The sequence below is a fragment of the Mycobacterium lacus genome, from assembly GCF_010731535.1.
In the GTDB taxonomy this organism is placed as follows: Bacteria; Actinomycetota; Actinomycetes; order Mycobacteriales; family Mycobacteriaceae; genus Mycobacterium; species Mycobacterium lacus.
The window spans coordinates 2,615,573-2,639,099 of record NZ_AP022581.1; the positions used below are offsets into that span (position 1 = coordinate 2,615,573).

Here is a 23,527-nt window from a genome sequence, read left to right on the forward strand (position 1 = left end):
TCCTGAAATTCAGTTCGCCGGAAACGTATGGCTTGCGAGATAGCCGCCGCCCCTGAAGAATTCGTCCCCGTTACGCTCGACTCCGCCCGCGGCCCGAACGCGAGTGATCACCAAGGCGCGGTTTCGGCCGCGAAACGCGTCGGGTCCGGACACCACCGCGCCGCCGCCCTCCTGCACGATCACACGGCCGGGCGTACCGCCGTACCTGGCCTCGGAAACCCGCGCCTCGAGCACCTCGATCCGGTCACCCCGGTAGAAGGTGAATGGGCGAGGATATGGGTCGGACAACGCACGCACGAACCGCTCGAGATCCTCGGCGGGCCAGCTCCAGTCGATCAAGCTGTCCCGCTCGGAACGCTTGTGGAAGTACGTCCGTTCGGCTTTGTTCTGTGGTCGCCAGACGGCGGTCTGCGACTCCAACGCGCTCAGCGCTTCGGCCAGCGCGCCCGGAATCAGATCCATGCCCCGCAATACCAGGTCGGTGCCGGTATCGGTGGGCCCGATGGGCAGCGAATGCTGGATCAGGATGTCCCCGGTGTCGAGGCCGTCGTCCATCCGATGAATCGTCAACCCGAACTCGGACTCGCCGCTGATCAATGCCCACAGGACCGGGGAGAATCCGGTGAACTTCGGCAGCAGCGAATCGTGCAGGTTCAACGTGCCGTGCGGGGGCAGGTTGTACAGCTCCGGCGGCATCCAGGTGTACCAGCTGTTGACGACGATGACATCGGGTTCGGCGCGCTTGACCATGTCGATGGTCTGGGCGTCAACGCGGTCGGTGAGATGGACCGGGATGCCGTGCTCGGTCGCGAGTTTCTCGACCGACTCCGAGAAGATCGCCTTGTAGGACTGCTCACTGGCCGGGTGGGTCACCGCGAGCACGACCTCGTGATCCAGATCGATCAGGGCCTGCAGGGTCTTGCACCCCCAGGTCTGGAAGCCGAACGACACGATGCGCATCAACGAGCCCCTCTAACTGTTCACCTCGGCGAGGACCGGACTGGTGATTGGTCCGCTCGCGCGGGTACCGGCCACGCAGTCCGGAGCTTATGTTAGCCTTCGCTAAGTTGCATGGGTTCTGCGGCTGTCCGGTAAGCGAAAGGTAGTGGTGAATGCCGCGCACACTGGGGTGGATCAGGCAGTTCCACGAGCCGGATTCGCCCGAGAGTCTTCCGCTGCTGGTTTTTCCGCATGCCGGAGCCGGCGCGTCGGCCTACCGCGAGTTCTCGAAGATACTCAGCACGAAATTCCAGGTCATCATTTTCCAGTACCCGGGACGCCAAGACCGCGCCTCTGAAGCCTCGCCCGACTCGCTCCCCGAGATCGCGGCGGGAGCCTTCGACGACTTCGCGACCTCGGAGCACAATCGCGGGGTTCCGATCGTCGTGTTCGGTCACAGCATGGGGGCATTGGTCGCCTTCGAGTTCGTCCGGATCGCGGAGGCCAAGGGAGTCGATGTGCGGCATCTCAACGTTTCCGCGGCGGTTGCCCCCTGCAACGCCGCGGCCAAACCACCTCATCCCACCGATGACGAGGAGATCCTCAACCATCTCGCCGCGCTGGAGGGCACCGACACGGATGTGTTCGCTGACCGCGAGCTGATGAGGCTGGCGCTTCCGGTGATCAAGGCCGACTACCACGCCTTCGACGCGTACTCCTGCGCCGAGGACGTCAAGGTAGCGGCCCCGATTCACGCGATGGGCGGTGATCGGGACCCGTATATCACGCTGGGCGATCTGTACGGGTGGGGTAGGCACACCGACACCGTCAGGGTGACGATGTTCGACGGCGGGCATTTCTATTTGCGGTCACACATCGACGCTGTCGCGGAGCTGTTGGCGTCGAGCGCACGATGCGAGCAAACAGCTTGAGCGACAACGGATCTGGTATCGATCCGATCGTCATTTCCGGAATGGCCGTCGAGGCGCCGGGGGGAATCGACACCCCCGGCGCCTTGTGGTCGGCGCTCACCGAAGCCCGGGAGCTGATCACCCCCTTCCCGCGGGATCGCGGCTGGCCCATCGACGAACTTCTGTCATTGTCGCAGGTGGACGGCTGGGGTCAGGTTTGCGACGCGGGCGGATTCCTGGACGGTGCGGGAACGTTCGACCCTGCCCGCTTTGGCGTCACCCATCGCGAAGCCATCGCGATGCATCCCCAGCAACGAGTCGCGTTGCGGGTGGCCTGGAAGGCATTGGAGAACGCCGGGATCAACCCCGGCTCGCTCGACGGAGCGGACGTCGGCTGTTTCGTCGGAATGTCGCAGACGGAGTATGGCCCGCGCGTGACCACGGTCGACGCCTACAGCGGACACCGGCTGGTCGGGATGGGACAACTGGGCGCCGCTGGCCGGATCTCGCACTGCCTGGGGCTGACCGGTCCGTCCATGGCCATCGATTCCGCGTGCGCATCCTCGCTCACCGCGTTGCAACTGGCCGCCACCTCGGTGCGGACGGGCGAGTGCGATTGGGCGCTCGCGGGCGCGGTGTGTGTCATGGGTTCGCCCGCCGCTTTCTACGAGTTCGCAAGGCTCAATGCGCTTTCCGACGACGGGCATTGCCGTGCCTATTCGGACGACGCCAGCGGCACGGTCTGGGGTGAAGGCGCCGGGATGGTTGTCGTCGAGCGTGAATCGCGAGCTCGGCAATCCGGACGCCGGATCTACGGACGCATCCTGGCCGTCCGCACCAACCACAACGGCAAAGGCAAGCCGATCCTCGTTCCGCGCGTGCGCGCGCAAGAGCAGCTCATGCGCAAGACGATCGACGCGGCGGGAATCGATCCTGTCGATGTGGGCATGATCGAGGGACACGGCACCGCGACTCCAGTGGGCGACCCGGTGGAATTGCTCGCGCTCTTCAAGACCTACGGGGCGGCGGGCTCCGAGGCGCTGCTGGGCTCGATGAAGTCGAACGCCGGACATGCCCAAGCGGCTTCCGGAATCCTCGGCCTGATCAAGCTGCTGCTCGCCGGCCGGCATGGTCACATTCCGCCAACTCTGTTCTCGGACAACCCGACCAAGAAGGTGGACTGGGATCTGACGGGCCTGCGCCTGGCGACGAAGGTGCACGAGTGGCAACCCAAAGACGGCCTCCGCTACGGCGCCGTGTCTTCGTTCGGCGCCGGGGGCGCCAACGCACACGTAATCATCGCCATGCCCGCGAGTGAGCACTGTGACTCCTAGCTACCGGCTGCCGAACGGCGCCATCCCCGTCCTGCTGTCGGCTGATACTCCTGAGCTGTTGCGCGACGAGGCGGCAGCCCTTCTTGCGTATGCCGTGGATCATCCCGAGGTCGCGCCCGACCGGATCGCCGAAATGCTGTTCCGGACACGGATCGCCCGCCGGCACCGCGCGCTGGCTATGGTGGCCAACCGCGACGACTTGGTCGGCGCCCTGCGGGCGGTTGCCGACGGCCTCGAACATCCTTCGTTGGTGCGCACCAACGCGCCAGCCGCCGCGCGCCGGGTCGCCTATGTCTTTCCCGGACAGGGCGGCCAGCGCCCCGGGATGGGGCGGCTGTTCTACGAATCGGTCCCCGCATTCCAGGCCGAGGTGGATCGCTGCGCCGCGGTATTCCAGGCGCAGTTCGGCGGATCACCGCTGGATTACCTTCTCGACGAACATCTTTCGGCCGACGATAGCGCGGCCACCGTTCAGCCCGCGTTGTTTACCCAAATGGCTGGGCTGGCCGCGATGTGGCGCTCATTCGGCATCGCACCGAGCATCACCATCGGGCACAGCCAGGGCGAGATCGCCGCTGCCTATGTATCCGGCGCGATCACGTTGACGGATGCCGCCGCCGTGGTCGGGATTCGCGCGCGTGCCGCCGACGAGTTCGCTTCCGGTGACTACGCGATGGCGGTCGTCGCCGCCGACCGCGACACCTGCGAGGACGTGCTGGCGCGAAGCTCGGGCTGGACGCAACTGTCGGTGGTCAATTCGCCGAGCATGGTGGGAATCTCCGGTGACCGCGAAACGGTGCGGGGCATCGTGGACACGTTCACCGAGCGCGGCACGTTCGCCCGAGTTATTCGCGTCCAATACCCCGCACACACCAGCCTGATCAATGAGTTCGCCGACAAACTGCGTGCCACCACGCGCAGCCAGCTGCAGAACCCGAAATTCCTCGACACGGAGATCGACTGCCTCGGCGCCACACTCGGCGGTCCCATCACCCAAGACCTGCCGGTCGACCAGTACTGGTTCTGGAACCTGCGCAACACCGTCCGGTTCGACAAGGCGATCGCGGCCGCGGCGGCCCGCGACGTCGACACGTTCGTGGAGCTTGCCGAACACCCGGCGCTACAGTTGGCAATTCAAGACAATCTCGCCGCCCTGGGCGGCGACGCCGCGGCCATCGTGGTCGGCACATCCGACCGAACGGCCACCAGCCTCGACCGGTTCACCCACAATCTGGCTTGGCTGGCAGTACATGACCTGGACTATTCCTGGGAATGCCTGCGCAGCGAGTCGGGCGCTCCAATCCCGTTGCCGCTAACCGATTTCCCCAACGCGCGAATGCACGAGACCCGGCTGTGGTTGCCGTATCAGGATGCCCCGGGTCAAGTTGTTGCCACCACGGCGAATCCCGCTGAGGCCCCGAGAACCACACCGGCACGACTTCTCGTCGAGCAGTGGAGCAGGCTGGCACAGCGCTCACTCATCCCACCGCGTGCGATCGGCATCGTCGATCACACGGGCGACTGCGCGGACCTGGCCGCAGCCGTACGCGTTGCCGCGGCGGAGGTTGGTGCGACGGCTCGGGTGATCGATGCCGAACGCGGCCTCGACACCAACACGACCGGAGTCGATCTCAACACCCTGGTCATATTGCTTCCGCCGTCGCCGAAGCTGGACGACCCCGCCGCGGCGGCCGAGGTCGCCACGTTCTTCGGGAACCGCACGTGGTGGCCGGGAATATCCGAAACGGTTACCGACTGCTGGCTGGTGACGGTGGGCGGTGAGGCGGTGGTTGCCGACGATGCGCCGCCGGATCTGGTCCATGCGGCCGCAAGTGCGGGCTTTCGCAGCATGGGCGCCGAGCATCTGGGTGTGGGATTCCGCCATCTCGATCTGGCGGGGGGATCGACGACGGCAGAATCGGCACACGCGATACTCGCCGCGCTGCACACGGGAGACGAGCCGGAGCTGGCATTCCGCAACGGCGGCCTCTACGCCAAGCGGATCGTCGAGGGCGACGGCGGGGTGGTCGACTCCGATAGTGTGCACCCCGAGCACGTGCTGATCATCGGGGGAACCGGAAACCTCGGGCTCGAATTCTGCGAGCACTTCGCACGCCGCGGCGCGCGGCGAATCACGCTGGTCAGCAGGTCGGGCGAGACCGCTGCAATAGCCGATCGACTGCAACGGATCCGTTCGGCCACTCCGACGCAAATCCATGTCACCAAGTGCGACGTGGGCGACCAAGCCGCGGTATCGCAACTGGCCGCCGAAAGCCAAGACACACCCGCGGATCTGATCATCCATGCCGCCGTGCACTATTCGGCGATCACGCTAGAGCACATAACCGCCGAGAAGGTCGAGCAGGCGTTGCGGGCCAAGGTTGTCGGCATCTGGCGGGTCCTGACAACATTTCCCCGGACCGACGACTGTCGCGTCGTTCTGTGCTCCTCGGCGAGAGCAACGATCGGCGGTCGCGGCCAGGTCGTCTACGCGGCGGCCAACCGAATGCTCGACGCCATGGCGCACCGGCTCCGAGCCGAGGGCCTGGACTGTGTTTCCGTGCAGTGGGGCCAATGGACCGTTCACTTTGACCTCGATGCCGACAGCGTGGCGCAGCTGGCCGGCATCGGTGTGCTTCCCATGGCGCCCGCCGATGCAATCGCCGTGGGGATGACCCGGTTTCGTCGAAATGCCATCGTCTTGGCCTTCGACTTCGATCGTGCACGACCGATTCTGCAAACCCTCGGCTACGGCCCGTTGGTGTCACGGCTGACCTCGCCTGTCGTCGAAACCCGCGCCCTCGCCGATCAGGCGTCGCTCCCGCGGCGGTTGATACACCTGCTGGCCGAGGCCATCGGTGTGGATCGCGCCGAAGCGATCGACACGGAAGCGCCCATGGTCGCGATCGGCCTGGACTCGTTGCAGGCACTCGAGCTACGGCGTCGCGTCAAGATCGAGTTCAATCACGACCTCGAGGTCGCCGATCTCCTCGGCGGGGCATCCATTTCCGATGTTCTGGCCCAGTTGGAGGTGAGGTGAGCTTCGCCACGACCAAGCGAATCTGGTTGAGTCTCCGCGGGTCGGGGGCGAGCGGCAAATCGCCTGCGTGCCTTAGCTTGTCGCTATGAGGTGGGCAAATATGTGTAGCTTGACCCGGGATTCATGTGGCAGATGTGATTACTCGGAGGCCATCGCTTCGCGCAGGGACCTCGGCCGCATATCGGTCCAGTTCTTCTCGACGTATGAAAGGCAATTCGCGCGGGTGTCTTCGCCAAACACCACGCGCCAGCCCGCCGGCACGTCGGCGAATGCCGGCCATAGGCTGTGCTGTTCCTCGTCATTGGCCAGGACGTAGAACGTGCCATTATCGTCGTCAAACGGATTGATACTCACCGCTTCTCCCCATTGGCGGATTGGTCCCCATTGGCAGATCATCGATGCCGGCGCCAAGCACGCGGTCAGAAAGCAGCCCCAGGCAGCTCAGATTCGGAAATCCGGGGCCCTCGTTGACACCGGACAGATTGGGCAGGATCAGTTTCGGGCTGACCCCGGCCACCGCCAAGTCGTGGCCGATCGCCTCTTCCAGTCGCTCGCTCGTCAGGGGTCCACCCACGCCCAGCTCCAGCAGGTCCACGGCGGCCGGGCTCAATAGCGGCAGGAACCACAGCGGGTCCGCGCCGGATCCGTCGATGACGAGGTCAAAGCGATGCAGGGTCTCAAAGGGCTTACCACAGTTGTCGGTGCAGACCGTGATCCAGATTCGGGTGTCGCGGTTGACGACGCGAACGACGCGTCCGCGTAAATGCTTGATCCGCTCGTCGGCAAGTAATGACTCCTGAACCCGCGCGGAGAAGACTCCGCGGTCGGTCCGGGCGATGCAGTCGCGCCGTTCGGCTGGCGTGAGGCTGCGCCAGCCCGTGGGATCGGAAAACAGCGAGTTCTCGAAGAAACCCTCGCCCCGGGTGAACAGGGTTGCTTGCGGTGAGATCGCCGTGATCGCCGAAACCCGGTGATGGAATAACTCGTTGAGTATCGACGCCGCGGTCTCCCCGCCGCCGATCACCGCAACATTTTCGGCGACGATCCGCTCGTGTTGCGCGGCGCGCTGCCAGAACTGCGCGATCGACAACACCCGAGGCTCACCGGAAAGCACGGACCGCTCGGGCTGACCGGGACCGGTCATCATGACCGCGTCGGCCGACAAGCTCGACTCGCGGGTGTGCAGCACCCACGCGGACCCGTCGACCGAGATCTGAATCACCTCGCCGCGAACGACTTTCAGCCCCACCACGTCGGCAACCCAGCCCAAATACCCAGCCCACGTATCGTGGGTCGGCGCCGGCCTCCCCCGGTCTATCCAGCCCACGAATTGGTCCGTCGCAACGAGATACGACTGCCAGCTGAACCGCATCATCCGCTCGTCGAGTTCGGTGTCGCGGCCCGGAACCAGCGCCGACCGGTACGGGAAGCCGACGTCCTTTTCCGGGCTGGTGCCCAACCGTTGCCGACCGTCCGTCCAACCGCCGCCGGACCGCCAGTTGGCTGCCACGCCGGCGCGTTCGACCGCCACGACGTCGGCCACCTCGACGCCCATCTCGCGCAGCACCGCCGCCTTCGCGGCCACAGCCACCGCCTTGGCCCCGGCCCCCACGATCGCCAGCGTGCCGCTCATGGCGCACCGGCCAACAGCGCGCGAAACCGGGGACGTTGGTGGGGACAATCGCGGCATTGCCGGTTCGCCGGCACGCCGGCGAATGATGCGCCACCCACAACCCCACCTCCGACGGTCAGCTTAGCCCAGGCTGCCCTAACTTGGTGTACGCTACCCTATATTCGAACGGCAGAACACGCCCGCCCCGAGGGAGCTGACGAGTTGCCTGTTATCCCTCCCCGACCGCCCGAAACCACGGCGCCGGACGGCTTCATTCCCTTTCCGCCGCACCGCGCGGCTGCGTACCGGGCGGCCGGCTACTGGACGGGCCGCAGGCTCGATTCCTTGCTCCGCCGGGCCGCAACGAGGTCGCCGCAGCGGGTTGGGGTCGTCGATGCTCTCGGCAGCTATACGTACTCCGAACTGGACAAACTCGTCGACCGAGCGGCCGCTGGGTTCGCCTCGCTCGGGATCGCACCGGCTGACCGAGTGCTCCTGCAGCTGCCCAATTCGTGCCGGTTCGCCGTCGCGCTGTTCGGGCTGCTGCGCGCTGGAGCCATCCCCGTGATGTGCCTGCCCGGGCATCGATTGGCCGAATTGAGTCACTTCGCCCGGATCAGCGGCGCGGTCGGGTTGATCATCGCCGATACGGCGAGCGGCTTCGACTATCGCTCGATGGCCGAGCAGTTGGTGGCGGCGCATCCGAGGCTGCGCCACGTCATCGTCGACGGGGAACCCGGCCCCTTCATGTCCTGGTCAGACCTGCCCGCCGGTGACGTGCCCGAGATGGGGGGCGACACCGCGTCGCCCGCGTTGCTGCTCGTGTCGGGTGGCACCACCGGCGCGCCGAAACTGATCCCCCGTACGCACGATGACTACGTCTACAACGCCACCGCGAGCGCCGAGCTGTGCCGTCTGACGTGCGACGACGTGTACCTTGTGTCGTTGCCGGCGGCGCACAACTTCCCGCTGGCATGTCCCGGCATCCTCGGCGCGATGACTACCTGCGCCACAATCGTTTTCGGTACTGATCCAAGCCCGGAGGCCGCCTTCGCCACGATCGAGCGCCATGGTGTCACCGTCACCGCGCTCGTGCCCGCGCTGGCCAAGCTGTGGGCACGGGCGTGCGATTGGGAACCGGTGACACCCAAGTCGCTGCGGCTCTTGCAGGTTGGCGGGGCCAAGCTGGAGCCCGAGGAGGCGCGCCGGGTGCGCGACGCGCTGACCCCGGGCCTACAGCAGGTGTTCGGGATGGCCGAAGGGCTGCTGAACTACACCCGGCTCGACGATCCCCCGGAGCTGCTCGAGCACACGCAGGGACGGCCGCTCTGCGCGGCCGACGAGCTGCGTGTCGTCGACACCGAAGGCCGTCCGGTGGCGCCCGGCGCAGAGGGCGAACTGCTGGTGCGCGGTCCGTACACCTTCAATGGCTATTTCGGTGCCGAGCGCGACAATGAGCGCTGCTTTGATCCCGACGGGTTCTACCGCAGCGGCGACCTGGTGCGCCTGAGGGACGACGGCTACCTGGTGGTCACCGGGCGGGTCAAAGATGTCATTTGCCGTTGCGGCGAGACGATTGCCGCCCAGGGTCTCGAGGAGCAGCTGATGAGCCACCCGGCGATCTGGTCGGCCGCGGCCGTTCCGCTGCCCGACCCCTGTATGGGGGAAAAGATATGCGCCGCAGTCGTTTTCGCCGGACCGCCGGTGACACTTGCAGAGTTGAATGCCTACCTTGACGAGCGCGGGGTGGCGAAGCACGCCCGGCCCGACATGCTGGTCGCGACGGCGTCGCTGCCGACCACGCCAGTGGGAAAGATCGACAAACGCGCGATCGCGCTCCAGGTCGCCGCGGCGGCTGAACCCACAGCCCTGTGATGGCTGAGCTGGCTTTACGTTCCAGGGCATATCGGCCCAAGACGGTACCGTCGGCAAATCTGGCGCCGACGGCATCCACGGGGCCGACGGCGCACCCGGTCACTGATCGACACCACGGCTCGACCGCGAGCCACGAAGCCAACGCCGCTGCGAGAGACGGGTCGGATCCACGACCGTGGGTGGGCTAACGCCTGGTCCAAACTGCCGTTGACTAATGGTGGCATTTGCGATTCACTGCGTCCTCATGAACGACGGCGTGCCGGCGCGCGGGTCACTACGATCACGCGCCGCGGTAGCAGTGAGCAAACTGATGCTACGGCCGATCACCGGGGCCATTCCGCCGGACCGAGCGTGGGGGATCTGGGCCTCGCGCCTACTCATCGCCAGACTCATGGGCACGTTCGGGCCGTCACTCGCAGGCACCCACGTCGCGCAGGTCAACTCCGTTCTGCCGGACGGGCGCCGGGTCATCGGCGAATGGGTGCATCGCGGGCCAGCCCGCTCGTCGACCAGCGCGAGCCCAAATGGCACTGGCTCTCCTCGCGGGCCAGCCCGCTCGTCGACCAGCGCCGGGGCGATCTACTACGTGCACGGCAGCGGCTACACGATGTGCTCACCCCGCACCCACCGGCGGTTGACGTCTTGGCTTTCGTCGCTGACCGGGCTACCGGTGTTCTGCGTCGATTACCGGCTCGCGCCGCGCTACCGCTTCCCCGCCGCGGCCGACGACGTGCGTGCGGCCTGGGACTGGCTACCAACAGCGTGCGGCTTGCCCCCGGAACGCATTGTGGTCGTTGCTGATTCAGCGGGCGGACACCTGGCGGTGGACATGCTGCTGCAACCCGACGTCGCCGCCGAACCGCCGGCGTCACTGGTGTTGTTATCGCCCCTGATCGACCTTACGTTCACGCTCGCGGCCGCGCGGGAACGGCAACGCCCGGATCCCGCCGTCCGGGCGGCCGTCGCAGCCCGGACGGTCGGCTTGTACCACGCAGGAATCGACCCCACTCACCACCGCCTGGCCCTCGACGTTGCCGCAGGGCCAGTGCTTCCCCCGACGCTGATCCAGGCCGGTGGGGCCGAAATGTTGGAGGCGGACGCACGGCAACTCGCCGCCGACATCCACGCCGCCGGCGGCAGTTGCGAGCTGCAAATCTGGCCGGACCAGATGCACGTATTCCAATCACTGCCTCGGATGACGCCCGAGGCAGCAAGGGCCATGGACCATGTCGCCCGGTTCATCGTCGAGGCGTTGTGGGTAGACACCACGGCCGCCGACCAAGCGGTCTGACGTTGTGCAGGCCGCCGGATAAGCTTCATCGAGCGAAGTCCGCATCGCGCGGCTAATGCCGGCTGAGCGTAAGCGTCCCTTCGGTTTTGAGCACCTTGCTGGCCGTGATCTTCTCCGTCCTGCGAGCCTCGCGTTCAAGGTAGCGCCGCTTGGATTCGTCGAATTTGTCGGCGGCCTGCTCGAGCTCCTTGATCAGCACGGCTAGATCGTCGCGCATCCGCGCCGCCTCGCCGGTGAAATCCTCGCGCTCGAAGATCCGCCACTTCCTCAGTACCGGCATCACCACCTCGTCGAGGTGGATCCGCGGGTCGTAGACGCCGCCGACGGCGATGATCACGGCCTTGCGCCGGAACTCTGGCACGGTGAAACCGGGCATCTTGAAATTGCGCAGAATCCGGTGCACGGACTTCATCGCCTGGTTGGGCGCGATGTCCAGGCCGGCCGCGCTGACGTCCCGGTAGAAGATCATGTGCAGGTTCTCGTCGGCCGACACCCTGGCGAGCAGCTTGTCGGCGATCGTGTCGTCGCAGGCCCTGCCCGTGTTGCGGTGCGACACGCGCGTGGCCAATTCCTGGAAAGAGACGTACATGACGGAGTCGAACAAGCTGTCAGCAAACATATCGCCCTGGTGGTTCTGTCCGGGGCTGAAGCCTCTGGTCATTTGCTCCAGGCGCAGCTTCTCCAGCTCGACCGGATCGACCGCGCGGGTCACCACCAGGTAGTCGCGCAGCGCGGTACTGTGCCGGTTCTCCTCGGCGGTCCACCGGTTGACCCACTGCCCCCAAGGGCCGTCCATGCTGAAGTTCATCGCGATCTCACGGTGATAAGACGGCAAATTGTCCTCTGTCAGCAGGTTTTGCACCATCGCCACCTGAGCTACGTCGGAGAGCTGGCTTTGCCGGGGCTCCCAGTCCTGACCGTCCAGGGCGTAGTAATTCTTGCCGTCCGACCACGGAATGTAGTCGTGCGGGTTCCATTCCTTGAACATCGACAGGTGTCGGTTGAGCAGGCGCTCCACCACGGGCTCCAGCTCGTGAAGTAGCTGCAGGTTGGTCAAGCTCTTGGGCATCGCGGCTCCCAGCTATCTGTAAATGTCAGTAACGGGCAATATATCTGTAAATCTCGGTTACATTCAAGTCAGACACGCCGGGGCGCCGCGGACTAGGGACTAAAGTCCCAGCCGGTGATGTGACGTCGATCACGCCGCCGCTACGGAGCCGGCGGCCGTCGCAACCAGGAAGCTAACGAGGTACTACCGACGCGCGATGAGATACGGCGCCAGTGTGGACAGCTTCTCGCAGGTCTCCTCGAATTCGCGCTCGGGTTCCGATGCCTTGATGATGCCGGCGCCGGCCCGCAGCCAGGTGTGGCCGTCGCGTTCGTAGGCGGCCCGCAGCGCCAGCGCGGCATCGAGCCCACCGTCTGCCGAAAACATCACGACCGCACCCGAATACAGGCCTCGTGGGCCTTCATCGAGACGCAGGATGGCTTCGACGCCGGCCGCCTTCGGAATCCCCGACGCGGTGACCGCGGGGAACAGCGCCTCAAGAGCATCCATCCGGTCGCGCTGCGGGTCCAGCCGCGCACTGATCGTCGAACCCAGGTGCTGCACGCTGCCGCGCTCGCGCACCGTCATGAAATCGACGACGGCCGCCGTCCCCGGCTCGGCGACCTCGGTGATCTCCTGAAGTGAGCTTCGCACTGAAATGGCATGCTCGACAATCTCTTTGGAATCCGATTGCAGGTCGTCACGAGCCTGCCGGTCACGCGCACGACCGCGCCCCAGCGCTCGGGTGCCGGCCAGCGGCTCGGTGACCACCCCACCGTCGGGGTGAACGGCGGCGACCAATTCCGGGCTGTAGCCCAAGGCGCGAATTCCACCTAGCCGCAACAAGAACGACCGCGCCGGGGTATTGTGCCGGCGACCCAGCCGGTAGGTCGAAGGGAAGTCGAGCGCGAAAGGCACGTCGACACAACGAGACAAGATCACCTTGTGATAGCTACCGGCGGCGATCTCACCAACGGCCGCCGTCACCCGATCGCGGTAGCCGGACGGGTCCCCGGCCACCTCGACCGGCGAGGCCTGCGGCAAATCGCGCACACCGTCGCCGAGTAGCCGCTGCACCGCCTCGCCGTGACCAGCCCCTGCGCCGAAAAGGCGAACCGCATCCGCGCTCACGACGATCCGGGTCCGGGGCCAAAACACTCGGGCAAGCGGGGTGTGCGGCGCCAGGCGCTGCTGCAGCCCATAGCGGTGCGCGCCGAATTCGAAGGCTATCCAGCCGAAGGCTTGCTGGGTTTCCAGCAACAGCCGGTCCACCGCTTCGCCCAGGACCGGTCCCGGCCTGCCCGACCACTGTTGCCGCCGGGTCACGCCGTCGCGGATGATGCGCAGTTCGTCGCTGTCCAACTCCACCATCGCCCGCACGCCCACGGCCAGGACCCATTGACCGTCGTGCTCGTAGAGCAGGTATTCCTCGCCGGCGGGCTCGGCCAGCAGGACGGCCAGTTCGGCTGCCAGGTCGGCCGGGTTCACATCGGCGGGCATCGGAATGACTGGCATGGGCGGTGACGCGGTGCTGATGGAATCTGTCTCGACGCTGAGCTCGGTCACAGCTAGTAAATGTAGCCTAACCTATCAAAGTCCGTCGCGACCCCTCCCAATCTCCGACAACCGGGGCGTCGGGCATTATGAAAATCACGCCTGGAATTAATCACTGACGCCGGTCCGGCGCGCAGAACGCGGACGCGTTGGTGTGTCCGACCGGTGCGCCGCTATTCACGGGTGCGCCCGTGCGCTGTTCAGGCTCGGGTGAGACGCCAAACATTTACCAACCGTTTACCGGCCGAGCGCACAACCAACTGTTGCCATGCCCGCAGTTCTCTTACCATCACTAGCTGGATGCGGGGGCCTGTGGGTTGATGGCGCGCCGCGGCCGGTGTAGTCCGCTCACCTCAGCCCGATCGCGACCGGCACCAATCAAGGGAGGACGACCACATGTTCGTGATCAAGCTCGCGGACGGCGAAGAGGTCCAGGGCGAGTGCGACGAGCTCTCGATCAACCAGGACACGGGGGTATTGACGGTTTGCCGGGTCGACGGGTTCGAGGAAATCACGACCCACTACTCGCCCGTCGCCTGGCGGTCGGTGACACACCGCAAGCGCGACATCGCGGTAAGGCCTTCCCTGGCGTCTTCCGCGCGTTGACGTTCCCGTCATCCACAGCGATTACACAGTAGATTCACATTGAACTCACGGTTCTTCACCTGACCGGCGTATCACCAGCGCAATCATGACAGCTGACTGTGTCAGGGCCGTAACGCGCGGAAAACTCGGTAATGCCTGTAGTTTCCCGCGCATCGGCGAGTGGCGATTTGGCGGCAGCCTCGCTAGATTTTTTGCGGTTGTCTGGGAGTTCGTGGTCACGCCGCCGACGGTCGGTGCTTCCTTGATTGCCACACGACGCTCGGGAGGCGCCAATGCTGCATGAGTTTTGGGAAAACTTCACCCACAACCTGTTCAAGCCGCTGTTGCTGTTCTTCTACTTCGGATTCCTGATCCCGATCCTGAAAGTGCGGTTCGAATTCCCGTACGTGATCTACCAGGGCCTCACCATGTACCTGCTGCTGGCTATCGGCTGGCACGGGGGCGAAGAGCTCGCCAAGATCAAGCCGTCCGCGATCGGCAACATCGCCGGTTTCATGGTTTTGGGCGTTCTTCTGAACTGCGCGATCGGTTTGGTTGCCTACTTTTTGCTGAGCATTTTGACGAAAATGCGCCGGGTCGATAGAGCGACGGTCGCCGGCTATTACGGGTCGGACTCGGCAGGGACCTTCGCCACTTGCGTGGCCTTTCTCACCAGCGTCGGCATCGCCTTCAACGCCTATATGCCCGTCATGCTGGCCCTCATGGAGATCCCCGGTTGCCTGGTGGCGCTGTACCTGGTGGCGCGACTGCGGCATCGGGGACTGAGCGAGGCGGGGTACATGCCGGACGAGCCCGGCTACGTCCCACCGGCGAAGGTCGGGGTGGGGCCCGGCACCGCCGCCCGGCCCGCTCGCGGCGAGAGCCTGGCGAGCCAGCACGAACGGGAGATCGAAGAGGAATTGGAGATATCACTGGAAAAGCGGGAACATCCCGACTGGGACCACCCGGACGAAGTCAAGGAGAGCGGCCAGCGACAGTCCTTCTTCTCCCGTGAGCTCCTGCAGGAAGTCTTCCTCAACCCAGGCCTGTGCCTGTTGGTCGGCGGCATCGTCATCGGCCTCATCAGTGGGCTGCAGGGCGAGAAAGTGGTCCACGACGACGACACTTTCTTCGTCACGGCCTTCCAAGGCGTGCTCGCCCTGTTCCTGCTCGAGATGGGCATGACGGCCTCGCGCAAGTTGAGGGACCTGCGGTCGGCGGGCGCCGGTTTCATCTTCTTCGGTCTGCTGGCGCCGAATCTGTTTGCGACGCTTGGGATCTTCCTCGGGCACACCTACGCCTACTTCACCAATAGCGACTTCAAGCCAGGCACCTACGTGTTGTTCGCGGTGCTGTGCGCAGCCGCGTCCTACATCGCCGTACCTGCCGTTCAGCGGCTTGCGATCCCCGAGGCCAGCCCGACCCTGCCGCTGGCCGCGTCGCTGGGTTTGACGTTCTCGTACAACGTCACGATCGGCATTCCGCTCTACATCGAGATCGCCCGCATTGTCGGGCAATGGTTCAATACGGTCTAGCACGCCGCCGTTACCCCAACAGCGTGCGCACCACCGCGTCGGCCAGCAACCGCCCCCGCCGGGTGAGCACCACAGTGTCGCCGTCGGATACCAGCAACCGGTCGGCCACCCCCTCAGCCAAGAGGGTCCCGGCGCGCTCGCGTTCGGCGGCACCCAGCAGGGCAAGCGGCAGCCCTTGGCGCAACCGGATTTTCAACAGCACGTCTTCGGTGTGCAACGCCTCGGAACCGAGCTGTTCGAAGCCCGCTACCGGCAGCCTCGCACCGGCCAGCAGCCGCGCATAGGTGCTGGGGTGCTTGACATTCCACCAGCGCGTCGCGCCGACGTAACCGTGCGCTCCCGGTCCTGCGCCCCACCACTGGCCACCGTCCCAGTACCCAAGGTTATGCCGGCATTCACCGCCGGGTTTCGACCAGTTGGACACCTCGTACCAGGTCAACCCGGCCTCGGATAGCCGCGCGTCGACCAGCTCGTAGCGATGCGCCAGCACGTCGTCGTCGGGCGCGGCCAGCTCGCCACTGCGAACCCGCCGTGCCAACGCGGTGCCATCCTCGACGACGAGGGCGTACGCGGACACATGGTCGACACCGGCCTCCACCGCCGCGTCGACCGACCGGAGCACGTCGTCATCCGACTCGCCAGGGGTGCCGTAAATCAGGTCGAGGTTGACGTGGTCGAAGCCCGCGCCCATCGCCTCGCGGGCCGCGGCCAACGCCCTCCCCGGCGAGTGGACCCGGTCGAGCGTCGCCAGCACCCGCGGCGCCACCGACTGCATGCCGAGCGACACCCTGGTGTAACCGGCCGCTCGGATCGCCGCGAAGAATTCCGGCCACGTCGACTCCGGGTTGGCCTCGGTCGTGACCTCGGCACCGGGAGTCAGCACGAAATGCTCCCGCACCATATCCAGCAGTGTGGCCAGGCGCTCACCGCCCAGCAGTGACGGCGTCCCGCCGCCGACGAACACGGTGTGCACCACCGCAGCGTCCAGCCGTGCGGCCGCCATCTCGAGCTCGGTCCGCACCGCCAGCAACCAGGCGTCCGGGTTCACCCCACCCAGCTCGGCCGGGGTGTAGGTATTGAAATCGCAATACCCGCAACGGGTTACGCAGAATGGCACGTGCACGTACAACCCGAAGGGCCGTCCTGGAATCGGCCGCACCTCGGGTAGGTCCACCGGTGCCTCGCGAAGGGCCATGCCAAATCATGTCATGGCTGACCCGCTCAGTCGTCGTTGTTGCCCATGCAGCCCCCGCCGGACGCCATCAGGGCTGTCAGGATCTGGGTCAGGGAACCCGCCGGGGCATCGCCACGACTGCAGGAACTGCATCTCGGCCACGCGCCCGGTCCCTGGGTGGCCATGATCCTGTCCGCGACTTCGATCTGCCCGTCCGGGCTCGTGGTCGACGGCAATCCGGTTCCGCCGTTGCCCTCCCACGTCGGCTCGCTGATCTGCAGACCACCGTAGAAACCGTTGCCGGTATCGGCTGCCCAGTTGCCGCCGGATTCGCATTGCGCGATGGCTTCCCAGTTGACGCTGTCCGCGTGCGAGCTGCCGGTCGATACCGCGACCGACAAAACCGGGACAGCACCCGCGAGGGCTGTCACCGCGAGCAACCTGTATACGCCGCTACGCGTGCTACCGCCAGGCTGCCGCGCCCCGATCTGGAACCTCATAGCAGTTGTACCTTCCTGGCCACCCACCGACCGTCCAGCTTCACCATCGTCAACTTGATGCGACTGTGGTCGATCTGCGATCGCGGGCTATTGCGATTACTGATCGATTCGTCGACGAACATCAGGACCACGACCTTGTTGGCCGTGGCCGACTTCACCGCGGCCTCGACGACAGAGCCTCGCGTGTGCACCTGGTTGTCGACCACCATTTGGCGCAGCTGCTGACCAGACTTGCCGTACGAATCCCGGAATTCGCCAGTCGAGCCGTCCAGGATGTCGCCGAACCTGGCGTCGACCGCGTCCGAGTCAAGGTTGGTCAGCTTGACGACGTAATTCCGCGCGGCGGCAAGCGCTTGGCTGGCGGCCTCGTTCCTCTGGTGCTGTTGAAAGAGCAACCAGCCCCCAAAAGCCAGCCCGGCCACACCGAAGACCACGGCCACAGCAAGCGCGCCGAGCCAGCGGGTCTTCAGTCTGCTCGCGCGACCAGCACCGCTGCCTTTGATGCCCTTTACCACCGGTTTGCTCTCGGGAGCAGACGCCCGTGCTACCGAATCGCCGTCGACGGCGGATCTACGGGCGCCACTCGCGCCCTCTCCGGACGAGACCATGCCATTCACCTACGGCTTTCAACGTTTGGAACACCGATCGTTAGATCCTGGAACACGGGTCACTATAGTTACCTATAGCCACATTTGTCACTACTAACACTCGACTCGGGCAACATTTGCGGTACAGCGCCCAACGGTCGAGCCCATCGGGCCCGACGCCTCCCTCGGCTACCCGCTAGGGGCGGGTGACTCTCAGCCGATTCCCGGTTTTGTTTACCCAATCACCCAGGGTTGATCCGTAGTTTTGATCATCATGAGGAGAAATTCGGCCTGGTCGCGCGGCTGGGTGCCATCCATGGCAGAATGTCCCCGTGACCGTCGCCAACCCGGACCTGCGCCCCAAACCGCGGACCCCGCTGGTGGCGCGGCGGCATATCGACCTCAAGCGTGTCTGCAGCTGTAGCTGTCTGCCTTGATGTCGTAGACCCAGCCCACCTGTACCTTCAGCTGGCCGCCGGATCTGCGCCGCCGGAGAGCCGGCGTTTCGGCGCGTTCCAAGGCTTGCAACGTTCGCGAAGGAGCACCCTCGAATGACGACGGCACGTCCCGCGAAGGCCCGCAACGAGGGCCAGTGGGCGCTGGGCAATCGCGAGCCCCTCAACGCCAACGAAGAGATGAAGAAGGCCGGCAACCCGCTCGACGTGCGGGAACGCATCGAGAACATCTACGCCAAGGGCGGGTTCGACAGCATCGACAAGAGCGACCTGCGCGGGCGCTTTCGCTGGTGGGGCCTTTACACCCAACGCGAGCAGGGCTACGACGGCTCGTTCACCGGCGACGAGAACATCGATATGCTCGAGGCCAAGTACTTCATGATGCGGGTGCGGTGCGACGGCGGCGCGCTATCCGCGGCCGCGCTGCGCACGCTGGGCCAGATCTCGACGGAGTTCGCCCGGGATACCGCCGACATCTCCGATCGGCAGAACCTGCAGATGCACTGGGTTGAGGTGGAAAACGTCCCCGAAATCTGGCGGCGGCTGGATGTCGTCGGGCTGCAGACCACCGAGGCGTGCGGCGACTGCCCGCGCGTCCTGCTGGGGTCGCCGCTGGCCGGCGAGTCGCTCGCCGAGGTGCTGGACCCGACCTGGGCGATCGAGGAAATCGTGCGCCGCTACATCGGCAAGCCCGACTTCGCCGACCTGCCGCGCAAGTACAAGACCGCCATCTCGGGTCTGCAGGATGTCGCGCACGAGATCAACGACGTCGCATTCATCGGCGTCAACCATCCCGAGCACGGGCCCGGCCTGGACCTGTGGGTCGGCGGCGGCTTGTCCACCAACCCGATGCTGGCCCAGCGGGTCGGCGCCTGGGTTCCGCTGGACGAAGTGCCCGAGGTGTGGGCCGCGGTGACGTCGGTGTTCCGTGACTATGGCTACCGGCGGCTGCGGTCCAAGGCGCGGCTGAAGTTCCTGATCAAGGACTGGGGCATTGAAAAGTTTCGGGAAGTTCTCGAGCGGGAGTACCTCAAGCGCGCCCTCATCGACGGCCCGGCCCCCGAGCCGATCAAGCATCCGATCGATCACGTCGGAGTGCAACGGCTGAAGAACGGGCTCAACGCCGTCGGATTCTCCCCGATCGCCGGACGAGTGTCCGGCACCATCCTCTCCGCGGTGGCCGACCTGGCCGAGCAGGCCGGTTCGGACCGGATCCGATTCACCCCCTACCAGAAGCTGGTCATCCTCGACATCCCCGACGACAGGCTCGACGACCTGATCGCCGGCGTGGAGGCGCTGGGTCTGCAGTCGCGGCCGTCGCATTGGCGCCGGAATCTGATGGCCTGCAGCGGGATTGAATTCTGCAAGCTGTCATTCGCCGAAACCCGGGGCCGGGCACAGGGTTTGGTGCCCGAGCTGGAGCGCAGGCTCGAGGACATCAACTCCCAGCTGGACGTGCCGATCACGGTGAACATCAACGGCTGCCCGAACTCGTGCGCGCGAATTCAGGTCGCGGACATCGGCTTCAAGGGGCAGATGGTCGACGACGGGCATGGCGGCTCGGTCGAGGGCTTCCAGGTGCATCTGGGTGGCAGCCTCGGCCTGGACAGCGGATTCGGCCGCAAACTGCGTCAGCACAAGGTCGCCAGCAACGAGTTGGGCGACTACATCGAGCGGGTGGTGCGCAACTTCGTCAAGCATCGCAGTGACGGTGAACGCTTCGCGCAGTGGGCCATTCGGGCCGAAGAGGACGACCTGCGGTGAGCGGCGACACGACCAAGCCGACCGAATCCGAGCTGCGTGCGCTGGCGGCGCGCGGCGCGGCCGAACTCGACGGCGCCAGCGCCACCGAACTACTGCAATGGACCGAAGAGACCTTTGGCGGTGTCAACGGCCCCCGGGCGTGGGCGACGTGCAACTACGTGGTGGCCTCCAACATGGCCGACGCCGTGCTGGTGGACTTGGCCGCCAAGGTGCGGCCGGGCGTACCGGTGATCTTTCTCGACACCGGCTATCACTTCGTAGAAACCATCGGCACCCGAGACGCGATCGAATCCGCCTACGACATCCGGGTACTCAACGTCACACCAGAGCACACGGTCGCCGAGCAGGACCACCTGCTGGGCAAGGACCTGTTCGCGCGTGACCCTGGCGAGTGCTGCCGGCTGCGCAAGGTCGTCCCCCTGGGCAAGGCGCTGCGCGGCTACTCCGCTTGGGTGACCGGGCTGCGCCGGGTCGAGGCGCCCACCCGCGCCAACGCCCCTCTGATCAGCTTCGACGAGGCGTTCAAGCTGGTGAAGGTCAATCCGCTCGCAGCGTGGACCGACCAGGACATGCAAGACTACATCGCCGAGCACGACGTGTTGGTGAATCCGCTTGTCCACGAAGGCTATCCGTCGATCGGTTGTGCTCCGTGCACGGCCAAGCCCGCCGAGGGCGCCGACCCGCGCAGCGGGCGCTGGCAGGGGCTGGCCAAGACCGAATGTGGATTGCACGCCTCGTGACCACCCGCGCCGGCGACGATGCAGTGAGGGTACCGCCCGCTTGCGGGGGACGAAGCGATGATGAGGGGGCACCTCCCGCTTGCGGGGGAGAGCGGCGCCAATGACCACCCTCGTGTTGACCGCGCACGGAAGTGCGGATCCGCGGTCGGCGGCCAACACACGGGCCGTCGCGCAACAAGTCGCGCGCATGCGGCCCGAGGTCGATGTTGAGGTTGCGTTCTGCGAGCACAATTCGCCAGGCCTGGTCGAAGTGCTCAACGGGTGCCCTGGCGCGGCTGTTGTCAGTCCCCTGCTGCTGGCCGACGCCTACCATGCCCGCGTCGACATCCCTGGCCAGATCGCACGCTGCGCTGCCAGTCATCGAGTCTGCCAAGCCGACGTGCTCGGCGAGGATGATCGGCTGGTGTCAGTGCTGCGTCAGCGTGTGACGGAGTTGGGCGTTTCTCCGCTCGACGACACCCTCGGCGTGCTGGTGGTGGCAATCGGCTCATCGAACGCCGCCGCCAACGCGCGAACCGCGGAGGTGGCGCCGAAGCTGTTGGCGGATACGCGCTGGACGGCCGCGACAACAGCCTTCGCCAGCCATCCGGAACCGTCGTTGGCCGAAGCCGCCAACCAATTGCGGCGCCGCGGCGCCCGCCGGGTGGTCATCGCGCCGTGGTTCTTGGCCCCGGGGCGATTGCCGGATCGGGTGCAACGCTTCGCGCGGGGTGCCGGCATCGCGATGGCGGCACCACTGGGAGCCCACCGGCTGGTGGCCGCGACGGTGCTGGATCGGTTCGATCAGGCAGCGGCTGAGCGCGTAGCGGCCTGACGGCCACGCCGAGCCGATCACGCAGGTGGAACCAACCGTCAAGCGGAAGTGTCAGCGAGAAGCATTCCGCATGCCTGCGGGTCCAACGATTGCTACCCGCGCTGAGCGTTACAAGTGCACGCGCATCTGTTAAGAAATGTGGAGCTTAACGGGTCCGCTGGATCTCAGTGGCTATCTTCAAGCTGCCGCAAGGTTGGGTACCACCGCGCAGAGATGCCTCGTTATGGAGGATTCACCGGTTGGCGTACGCGCGGGAAAGGATGCTGGGGCAGCGCCCAGTCGCGCCCTGGCTAGCGCGGTGGTACATGAGGTGACGATCGCCCAGGATGACTCTTCTAGGCATGCCAAGAGCCGAGCCGCCCCTGGCATCGGTGCCATGTCATCCAAGTCGAGCAATTCCCTTTCGTCCAGCCTCTCAATGGCCCGTGCGTGTTCACTTTCCGGCAAGAGCAAAGCGACGGTGTCCTCGGTGCGTCGTCCATGGCAGATGCGGACAACGTGGGCAGCGTCTAACCCATAATGTTCGGCCCACAGACGCCAAGTTCGTTCGACAGCTGACCGGGAATCGACAAGCGTGCCGTCTACATCGAACAATATTGCATCGCATACGAAATACATTTTGGGAATCAGAGCTCCCGATGCTCGGACCCATGTCGCGAGGGACAGAGGGCGCCCACTCGTAGCATCGTCCACGCTTCGTCGGCCGCGGTTGCGTCGGCCTGCCGCCGGACTCCGGACGTTTTCGGTATCCATCGACCGGAAGCGATCATGAGAGACGTCGAGTTGGCGAGTGGCAATGAGATCATGGTGGTCATCCGCGATGTGTGATTTACTTGTTTGCCGTCAATCTTCCCTTCCTTCATCCCGGACCGAACCGTATGACAATCTGGAGAAATGAGTCCATGCGTCGAGCATGTCGTCCGCGAACAATTTCTCCGATACCTCGCCGGAGATCCTGTCTCGGAGTTGTGCACCTGAATTTTCTATTCCCTCTGTATGGAACCGCTGGATAGCGCTGCATAACTTATCCTGTTCCGGGACGAAACGATACTCGCTCGGAAACAGCCTTGATGCCTCTACCTCGCGCGAGTTCGTGACCAGCGTGCAGACTCCACTCATAGCGGCTTCCAACGGTGTGATACCCAGTGTTTCATACCGCGAGGGGAAGACAAATATACCGTTACGCCGGGCCGCCTGGAAAAGAGAATACAGCTTTGGCTTGGATAGCTTGTCGGCAATCATGAAATGAGTCGAATACCGCGGCGAATCCGGCTGAGAAGATAGGCCTGCCGGGCATCATCATACTCGTTACCTCCCACGATCAGGACACGGACGGGAATATTCTTCTCAAGTGCATGAATACCTGTGTCGATGAGAAGTTCGACGTTCTTGAAATAATCTAGACGGGCAGCGGCGGTAAAAACAAGAATTTCCGCCCCAGCGATGAACCGGAACAGCGGCTTAGGCAGGCGAGATTCCGCCGTTGCGGGAACGCTGATTGGGGGCCGCACAGGGCGTATGCGCGCACTGTCGATACCGTTGCGAAGTAGATAGTCGCGTTGGAGCTGCGAATGTTGCAAGTACGAACATGTTGTTGTTAGTCCGTACTCGCTGTATACCTAGCTCCTGATACTTCAGGAGGTGCAGGGCTTTATCGGCAGTTCCGTACGCCTGACCCGTCTCATCCGCAGAAAACTTGCTGATGAAATCATGAACAAACGGACCGTGATGCGTTACGCAGCAAGGAAGATTCGCTGGGTGATATCCCA

Annotated in this window: 21 protein-coding genes and 3 pseudogenes; 13 read left to right on the forward strand and 11 right to left on the reverse strand. The window is 65.1% G+C overall.

All coding sequences use genetic code 11. The annotated features are described in order from the left end of the window. Positions 1-9: 9 nt before the first annotated feature. A complete protein-coding gene (locus tag G6N24_RS11970) occupies positions 10-960 on the reverse strand; it encodes a methionyl-tRNA formyltransferase (protein WP_085162646.1) in 951 nt (316 codons plus the stop codon). Between the two features lie 152 nt (positions 961-1,112). On the opposite strand from G6N24_RS11970, the gene G6N24_RS11975 reads away from it, so the two are divergent. Genes G6N24_RS11975 through nbtC form a run of 3 tightly spaced genes read left to right on the forward strand, consistent with a single transcriptional unit; the run spans position 1,113 to position 6,224 of the window. Beyond that, on the forward strand, positions 1,113-1,871 hold the full coding sequence (locus G6N24_RS11975; RefSeq protein WP_085162645.1) for a thioesterase II family protein: 759 nt from the start codon (positions 1,113-1,115) through the stop codon (positions 1,869-1,871). Beyond that, positions 1,853-3,184, forward strand: a complete 1,332-nt coding sequence (locus G6N24_RS11980) for a beta-ketoacyl [acyl carrier protein] synthase domain-containing protein (protein ID WP_169716103.1) — start codon at positions 1,853-1,855, stop codon at positions 3,182-3,184. The genes G6N24_RS11975 and G6N24_RS11980 overlap by 19 nt, the downstream gene beginning before the upstream one ends. 55 nt (positions 3,185-3,239) lie before the next feature. Further along, positions 3,240-6,224, forward strand: a complete 2,985-nt coding sequence (nbtC, locus tag G6N24_RS11985) for a nocobactin polyketide synthase NbtC (RefSeq protein ID WP_085162652.1) — start codon at positions 3,240-3,242, stop codon at positions 6,222-6,224. A 138-nt stretch (positions 6,225-6,362) separates the two neighbouring features. On the opposite strand, the gene G6N24_RS11990 is transcribed toward nbtC, so the two are convergent. Then, positions 6,363-6,578: an MbtH family protein gene (locus G6N24_RS11990; RefSeq protein WP_085162644.1), complete on the reverse strand. Its 216-nt coding sequence runs from the start codon at positions 6,576-6,578 to the stop codon at positions 6,363-6,365. Further along, positions 6,559-7,857 carry an NADPH-dependent L-lysine N(6)-monooxygenase MbtG gene (gene mbtG / locus G6N24_RS11995; protein WP_085162643.1) on the reverse strand — a complete coding sequence of 433 codons (1,299 nt, stop codon included), beginning with the start codon at positions 7,855-7,857 and terminating at the stop codon, positions 6,559-6,561. The genes G6N24_RS11990 and mbtG overlap by 20 nt, the downstream gene beginning before the upstream one ends. A gap of 201 nt (positions 7,858-8,058) precedes the next feature. Here mbtG and G6N24_RS12000 point away from each other — a divergent pair, with 201 nt between their 5' ends. Together G6N24_RS12000 and G6N24_RS12005 are read left to right on the forward strand one after the other, a co-directional pair. Beyond that, positions 8,059-9,711 (forward strand): (2,3-dihydroxybenzoyl)adenylate synthase, encoded by a 1,653-nt coding sequence (locus tag G6N24_RS12000; RefSeq protein WP_085162642.1) that lies wholly within the window; start codon positions 8,059-8,061, stop codon positions 9,709-9,711. Positions 9,712-9,955: 244 nt separating this feature from the next. After that, complete coding sequence (locus G6N24_RS12005) at positions 9,956-11,002, forward strand: alpha/beta hydrolase (RefSeq protein ID WP_085162651.1); 1,047 nt, start codon at positions 9,956-9,958, stop codon at positions 11,000-11,002. A gap of 52 nt (positions 11,003-11,054) precedes the next feature. On the opposite strand, the gene G6N24_RS12010 is transcribed toward G6N24_RS12005, so the two are convergent. Together G6N24_RS12010 and G6N24_RS12015 are read right to left on the reverse strand one after the other, a co-directional pair. Beyond that, positions 11,055-12,071 (reverse strand): acyl-ACP desaturase, encoded by a 1,017-nt coding sequence (locus G6N24_RS12010; protein ID WP_085162641.1) that lies wholly within the window; start codon positions 12,069-12,071, stop codon positions 11,055-11,057. A 183-nt stretch (positions 12,072-12,254) separates the two neighbouring features. After that, positions 12,255-13,616 (reverse strand): salicylate synthase, encoded by a 1,362-nt coding sequence (locus tag G6N24_RS12015; protein ID WP_085162640.1) that lies wholly within the window; start codon positions 13,614-13,616, stop codon positions 12,255-12,257. A gap of 384 nt (positions 13,617-14,000) precedes the next feature. Between G6N24_RS12015 and G6N24_RS12020 the strand changes: the two genes are divergently transcribed. Then, positions 14,001-14,210, forward strand: coding sequence for a hypothetical protein (locus tag G6N24_RS12020; protein ID WP_085162639.1), 210 nt, complete (start codon positions 14,001-14,003; stop codon positions 14,208-14,210). A gap of 272 nt (positions 14,211-14,482) precedes the next feature. Continuing rightward, on the forward strand, positions 14,483-15,724 hold the full coding sequence (locus G6N24_RS12025; protein WP_085162638.1) for a sodium-dependent bicarbonate transport family permease: 1,242 nt from the start codon (positions 14,483-14,485) through the stop codon (positions 15,722-15,724). A gap of 10 nt (positions 15,725-15,734) precedes the next feature. Here G6N24_RS12025 and hemW read toward each other — a convergent pair whose 3' ends face one another. From hemW to G6N24_RS12040, 3 genes are read right to left on the reverse strand one after another with little or no spacing between them, the layout of a single operon-like run. Continuing rightward, a complete protein-coding gene (gene hemW, locus G6N24_RS12030) occupies positions 15,735-16,919 on the reverse strand; it encodes a radical SAM family heme chaperone HemW (protein ID WP_085162637.1) in 1,185 nt (394 codons plus the stop codon). A 26-nt stretch (positions 16,920-16,945) separates the two neighbouring features. After that, complete coding sequence (locus tag G6N24_RS12035; RefSeq protein ID WP_232070800.1) at positions 16,946-17,338, reverse strand: transglycosylase family protein; 393 nt, start codon at positions 17,336-17,338, stop codon at positions 16,946-16,948. Positions 17,339-17,394: 56 nt separating this feature from the next. Continuing rightward, positions 17,395-18,006 (reverse strand): hypothetical protein, encoded by a 612-nt coding sequence (locus G6N24_RS12040; RefSeq protein WP_232070540.1) that lies wholly within the window; start codon positions 18,004-18,006, stop codon positions 17,395-17,397. Positions 18,007-18,365: 359 nt separating this feature from the next. Between G6N24_RS12040 and G6N24_RS25825 the strand changes: the two genes are divergently transcribed. The 6 genes and pseudogenes from G6N24_RS25825 to G6N24_RS25835 form a co-directional block, all read left to right on the forward strand. Further along, a complete protein-coding gene (locus G6N24_RS25825) occupies positions 18,366-18,422 on the forward strand; it encodes an Ms4527A family Cys-rich leader peptide (protein ID WP_372506756.1) in 57 nt (18 codons plus the stop codon). Between the two features lie 114 nt (positions 18,423-18,536). Beyond that, positions 18,537-20,204, forward strand: a complete 1,668-nt coding sequence (locus tag G6N24_RS12045) for a nitrite/sulfite reductase (protein ID WP_085162635.1) — start codon at positions 18,537-18,539, stop codon at positions 20,202-20,204. Continuing rightward, complete coding sequence (locus G6N24_RS12050; RefSeq protein ID WP_085162634.1) at positions 20,201-20,944, forward strand: phosphoadenylyl-sulfate reductase; 744 nt, start codon at positions 20,201-20,203, stop codon at positions 20,942-20,944. Before G6N24_RS12045 ends, G6N24_RS12050 begins: the two co-directional genes overlap by 4 nt. Further along, positions 20,923-21,043 (forward strand): annotated as a pseudogene (locus G6N24_RS25830) (hypothetical protein); the annotation flags it as partial. The gene G6N24_RS12050 and the pseudogene G6N24_RS25830, both read left to right, overlap by 22 nt. Before the next feature lies 1 nt (position 21,044). Beyond that, positions 21,045-21,758, forward strand: coding sequence for a sirohydrochlorin chelatase (locus G6N24_RS12055; RefSeq protein ID WP_085162633.1), 714 nt, complete (start codon positions 21,045-21,047; stop codon positions 21,756-21,758). A 136-nt stretch (positions 21,759-21,894) separates the two neighbouring features. Continuing rightward, a pseudogene (locus G6N24_RS25835) lies at positions 21,895-21,981 on the forward strand (hypothetical protein); the annotation flags it as partial. 113 nt (positions 21,982-22,094) lie between these two features. Here the strand turns inward: G6N24_RS25835 and G6N24_RS25840 are convergent. The 3 genes and pseudogenes from G6N24_RS25840 to G6N24_RS12075 form a co-directional block, all read right to left on the reverse strand. After that, positions 22,095-22,511, reverse strand: a pseudogene (locus tag G6N24_RS25840) (HAD family hydrolase); the annotation flags it as partial. A 90-nt stretch (positions 22,512-22,601) separates the two neighbouring features. After that, positions 22,602-23,000 (reverse strand): glycosyltransferase, encoded by a 399-nt coding sequence (locus G6N24_RS12070; protein WP_085162631.1) that lies wholly within the window; start codon positions 22,998-23,000, stop codon positions 22,602-22,604. Next, the gene (locus G6N24_RS12075) at positions 22,997-23,338 is read right to left on the reverse strand and encodes a glycosyltransferase family protein (RefSeq protein ID WP_139822601.1); all 342 of its coding nucleotides are present in this window, start codon (positions 23,336-23,338) and stop codon (positions 22,997-22,999) included. The genes G6N24_RS12070 and G6N24_RS12075 overlap by 4 nt, the downstream gene beginning before the upstream one ends. Positions 23,339-23,527 lie beyond the last annotated feature (189 nt).

Excerpts from the sequence above, each read along its gene's own strand:
- G6N24_RS11970 (WP_085162646.1), bottom strand. The coding sequence starts at position 960 with ATGCGCATCGTGTCGTTCGGCTTCCAGACCTGGGGGTGCAAGACCCTG.
- G6N24_RS11975 (WP_085162645.1), top strand. The coding sequence starts at position 1,113 with ATGCCGCGCACACTGGGGTGGATCAGGCAGTTCCACGAGCCGGATTCG.
- G6N24_RS11980 (WP_169716103.1), top strand. The coding sequence starts at position 1,853 with ATGCGAGCAAACAGCTTGAGCGACAACGGATCTGGTATCGATCCGATC.
- mbtG (WP_085162643.1), bottom strand. The coding sequence starts at position 7,857 with ATGAGCGGCACGCTGGCGATCGTGGGGGCCGGGGCCAAGGCGGTGGCT.
- G6N24_RS12005 (WP_085162651.1), top strand. The coding sequence starts at position 9,956 with ATGAACGACGGCGTGCCGGCGCGCGGGTCACTACGATCACGCGCCGCG.
- G6N24_RS12010 (WP_085162641.1), bottom strand. The coding sequence starts at position 12,071 with ATGCCCAAGAGCTTGACCAACCTGCAGCTACTTCACGAGCTGGAGCCC.
- G6N24_RS12020 (WP_085162639.1), top strand. The coding sequence starts at position 14,001 with ATGTTCGTGATCAAGCTCGCGGACGGCGAAGAGGTCCAGGGCGAGTGC.
- G6N24_RS12025 (WP_085162638.1), top strand. The coding sequence starts at position 14,483 with ATGCTGCATGAGTTTTGGGAAAACTTCACCCACAACCTGTTCAAGCCG.
- hemW (WP_085162637.1), bottom strand. The coding sequence starts at position 16,919 with ATGGCCCTTCGCGAGGCACCGGTGGACCTACCCGAGGTGCGGCCGATT.
- G6N24_RS12040 (WP_232070540.1), bottom strand. The coding sequence starts at position 18,006 with ATGGTCTCGTCCGGAGAGGGCGCGAGTGGCGCCCGTAGATCCGCCGTC.
- G6N24_RS12045 (WP_085162635.1), top strand. The coding sequence starts at position 18,537 with ATGACGACGGCACGTCCCGCGAAGGCCCGCAACGAGGGCCAGTGGGCG.
- G6N24_RS12055 (WP_085162633.1), top strand. The coding sequence starts at position 21,045 with ATGACCACCCTCGTGTTGACCGCGCACGGAAGTGCGGATCCGCGGTCG.
- G6N24_RS12070 (WP_085162631.1), bottom strand. The coding sequence starts at position 23,000 with ATGATTGCCGACAAGCTATCCAAGCCAAAGCTGTATTCTCTTTTCCAG.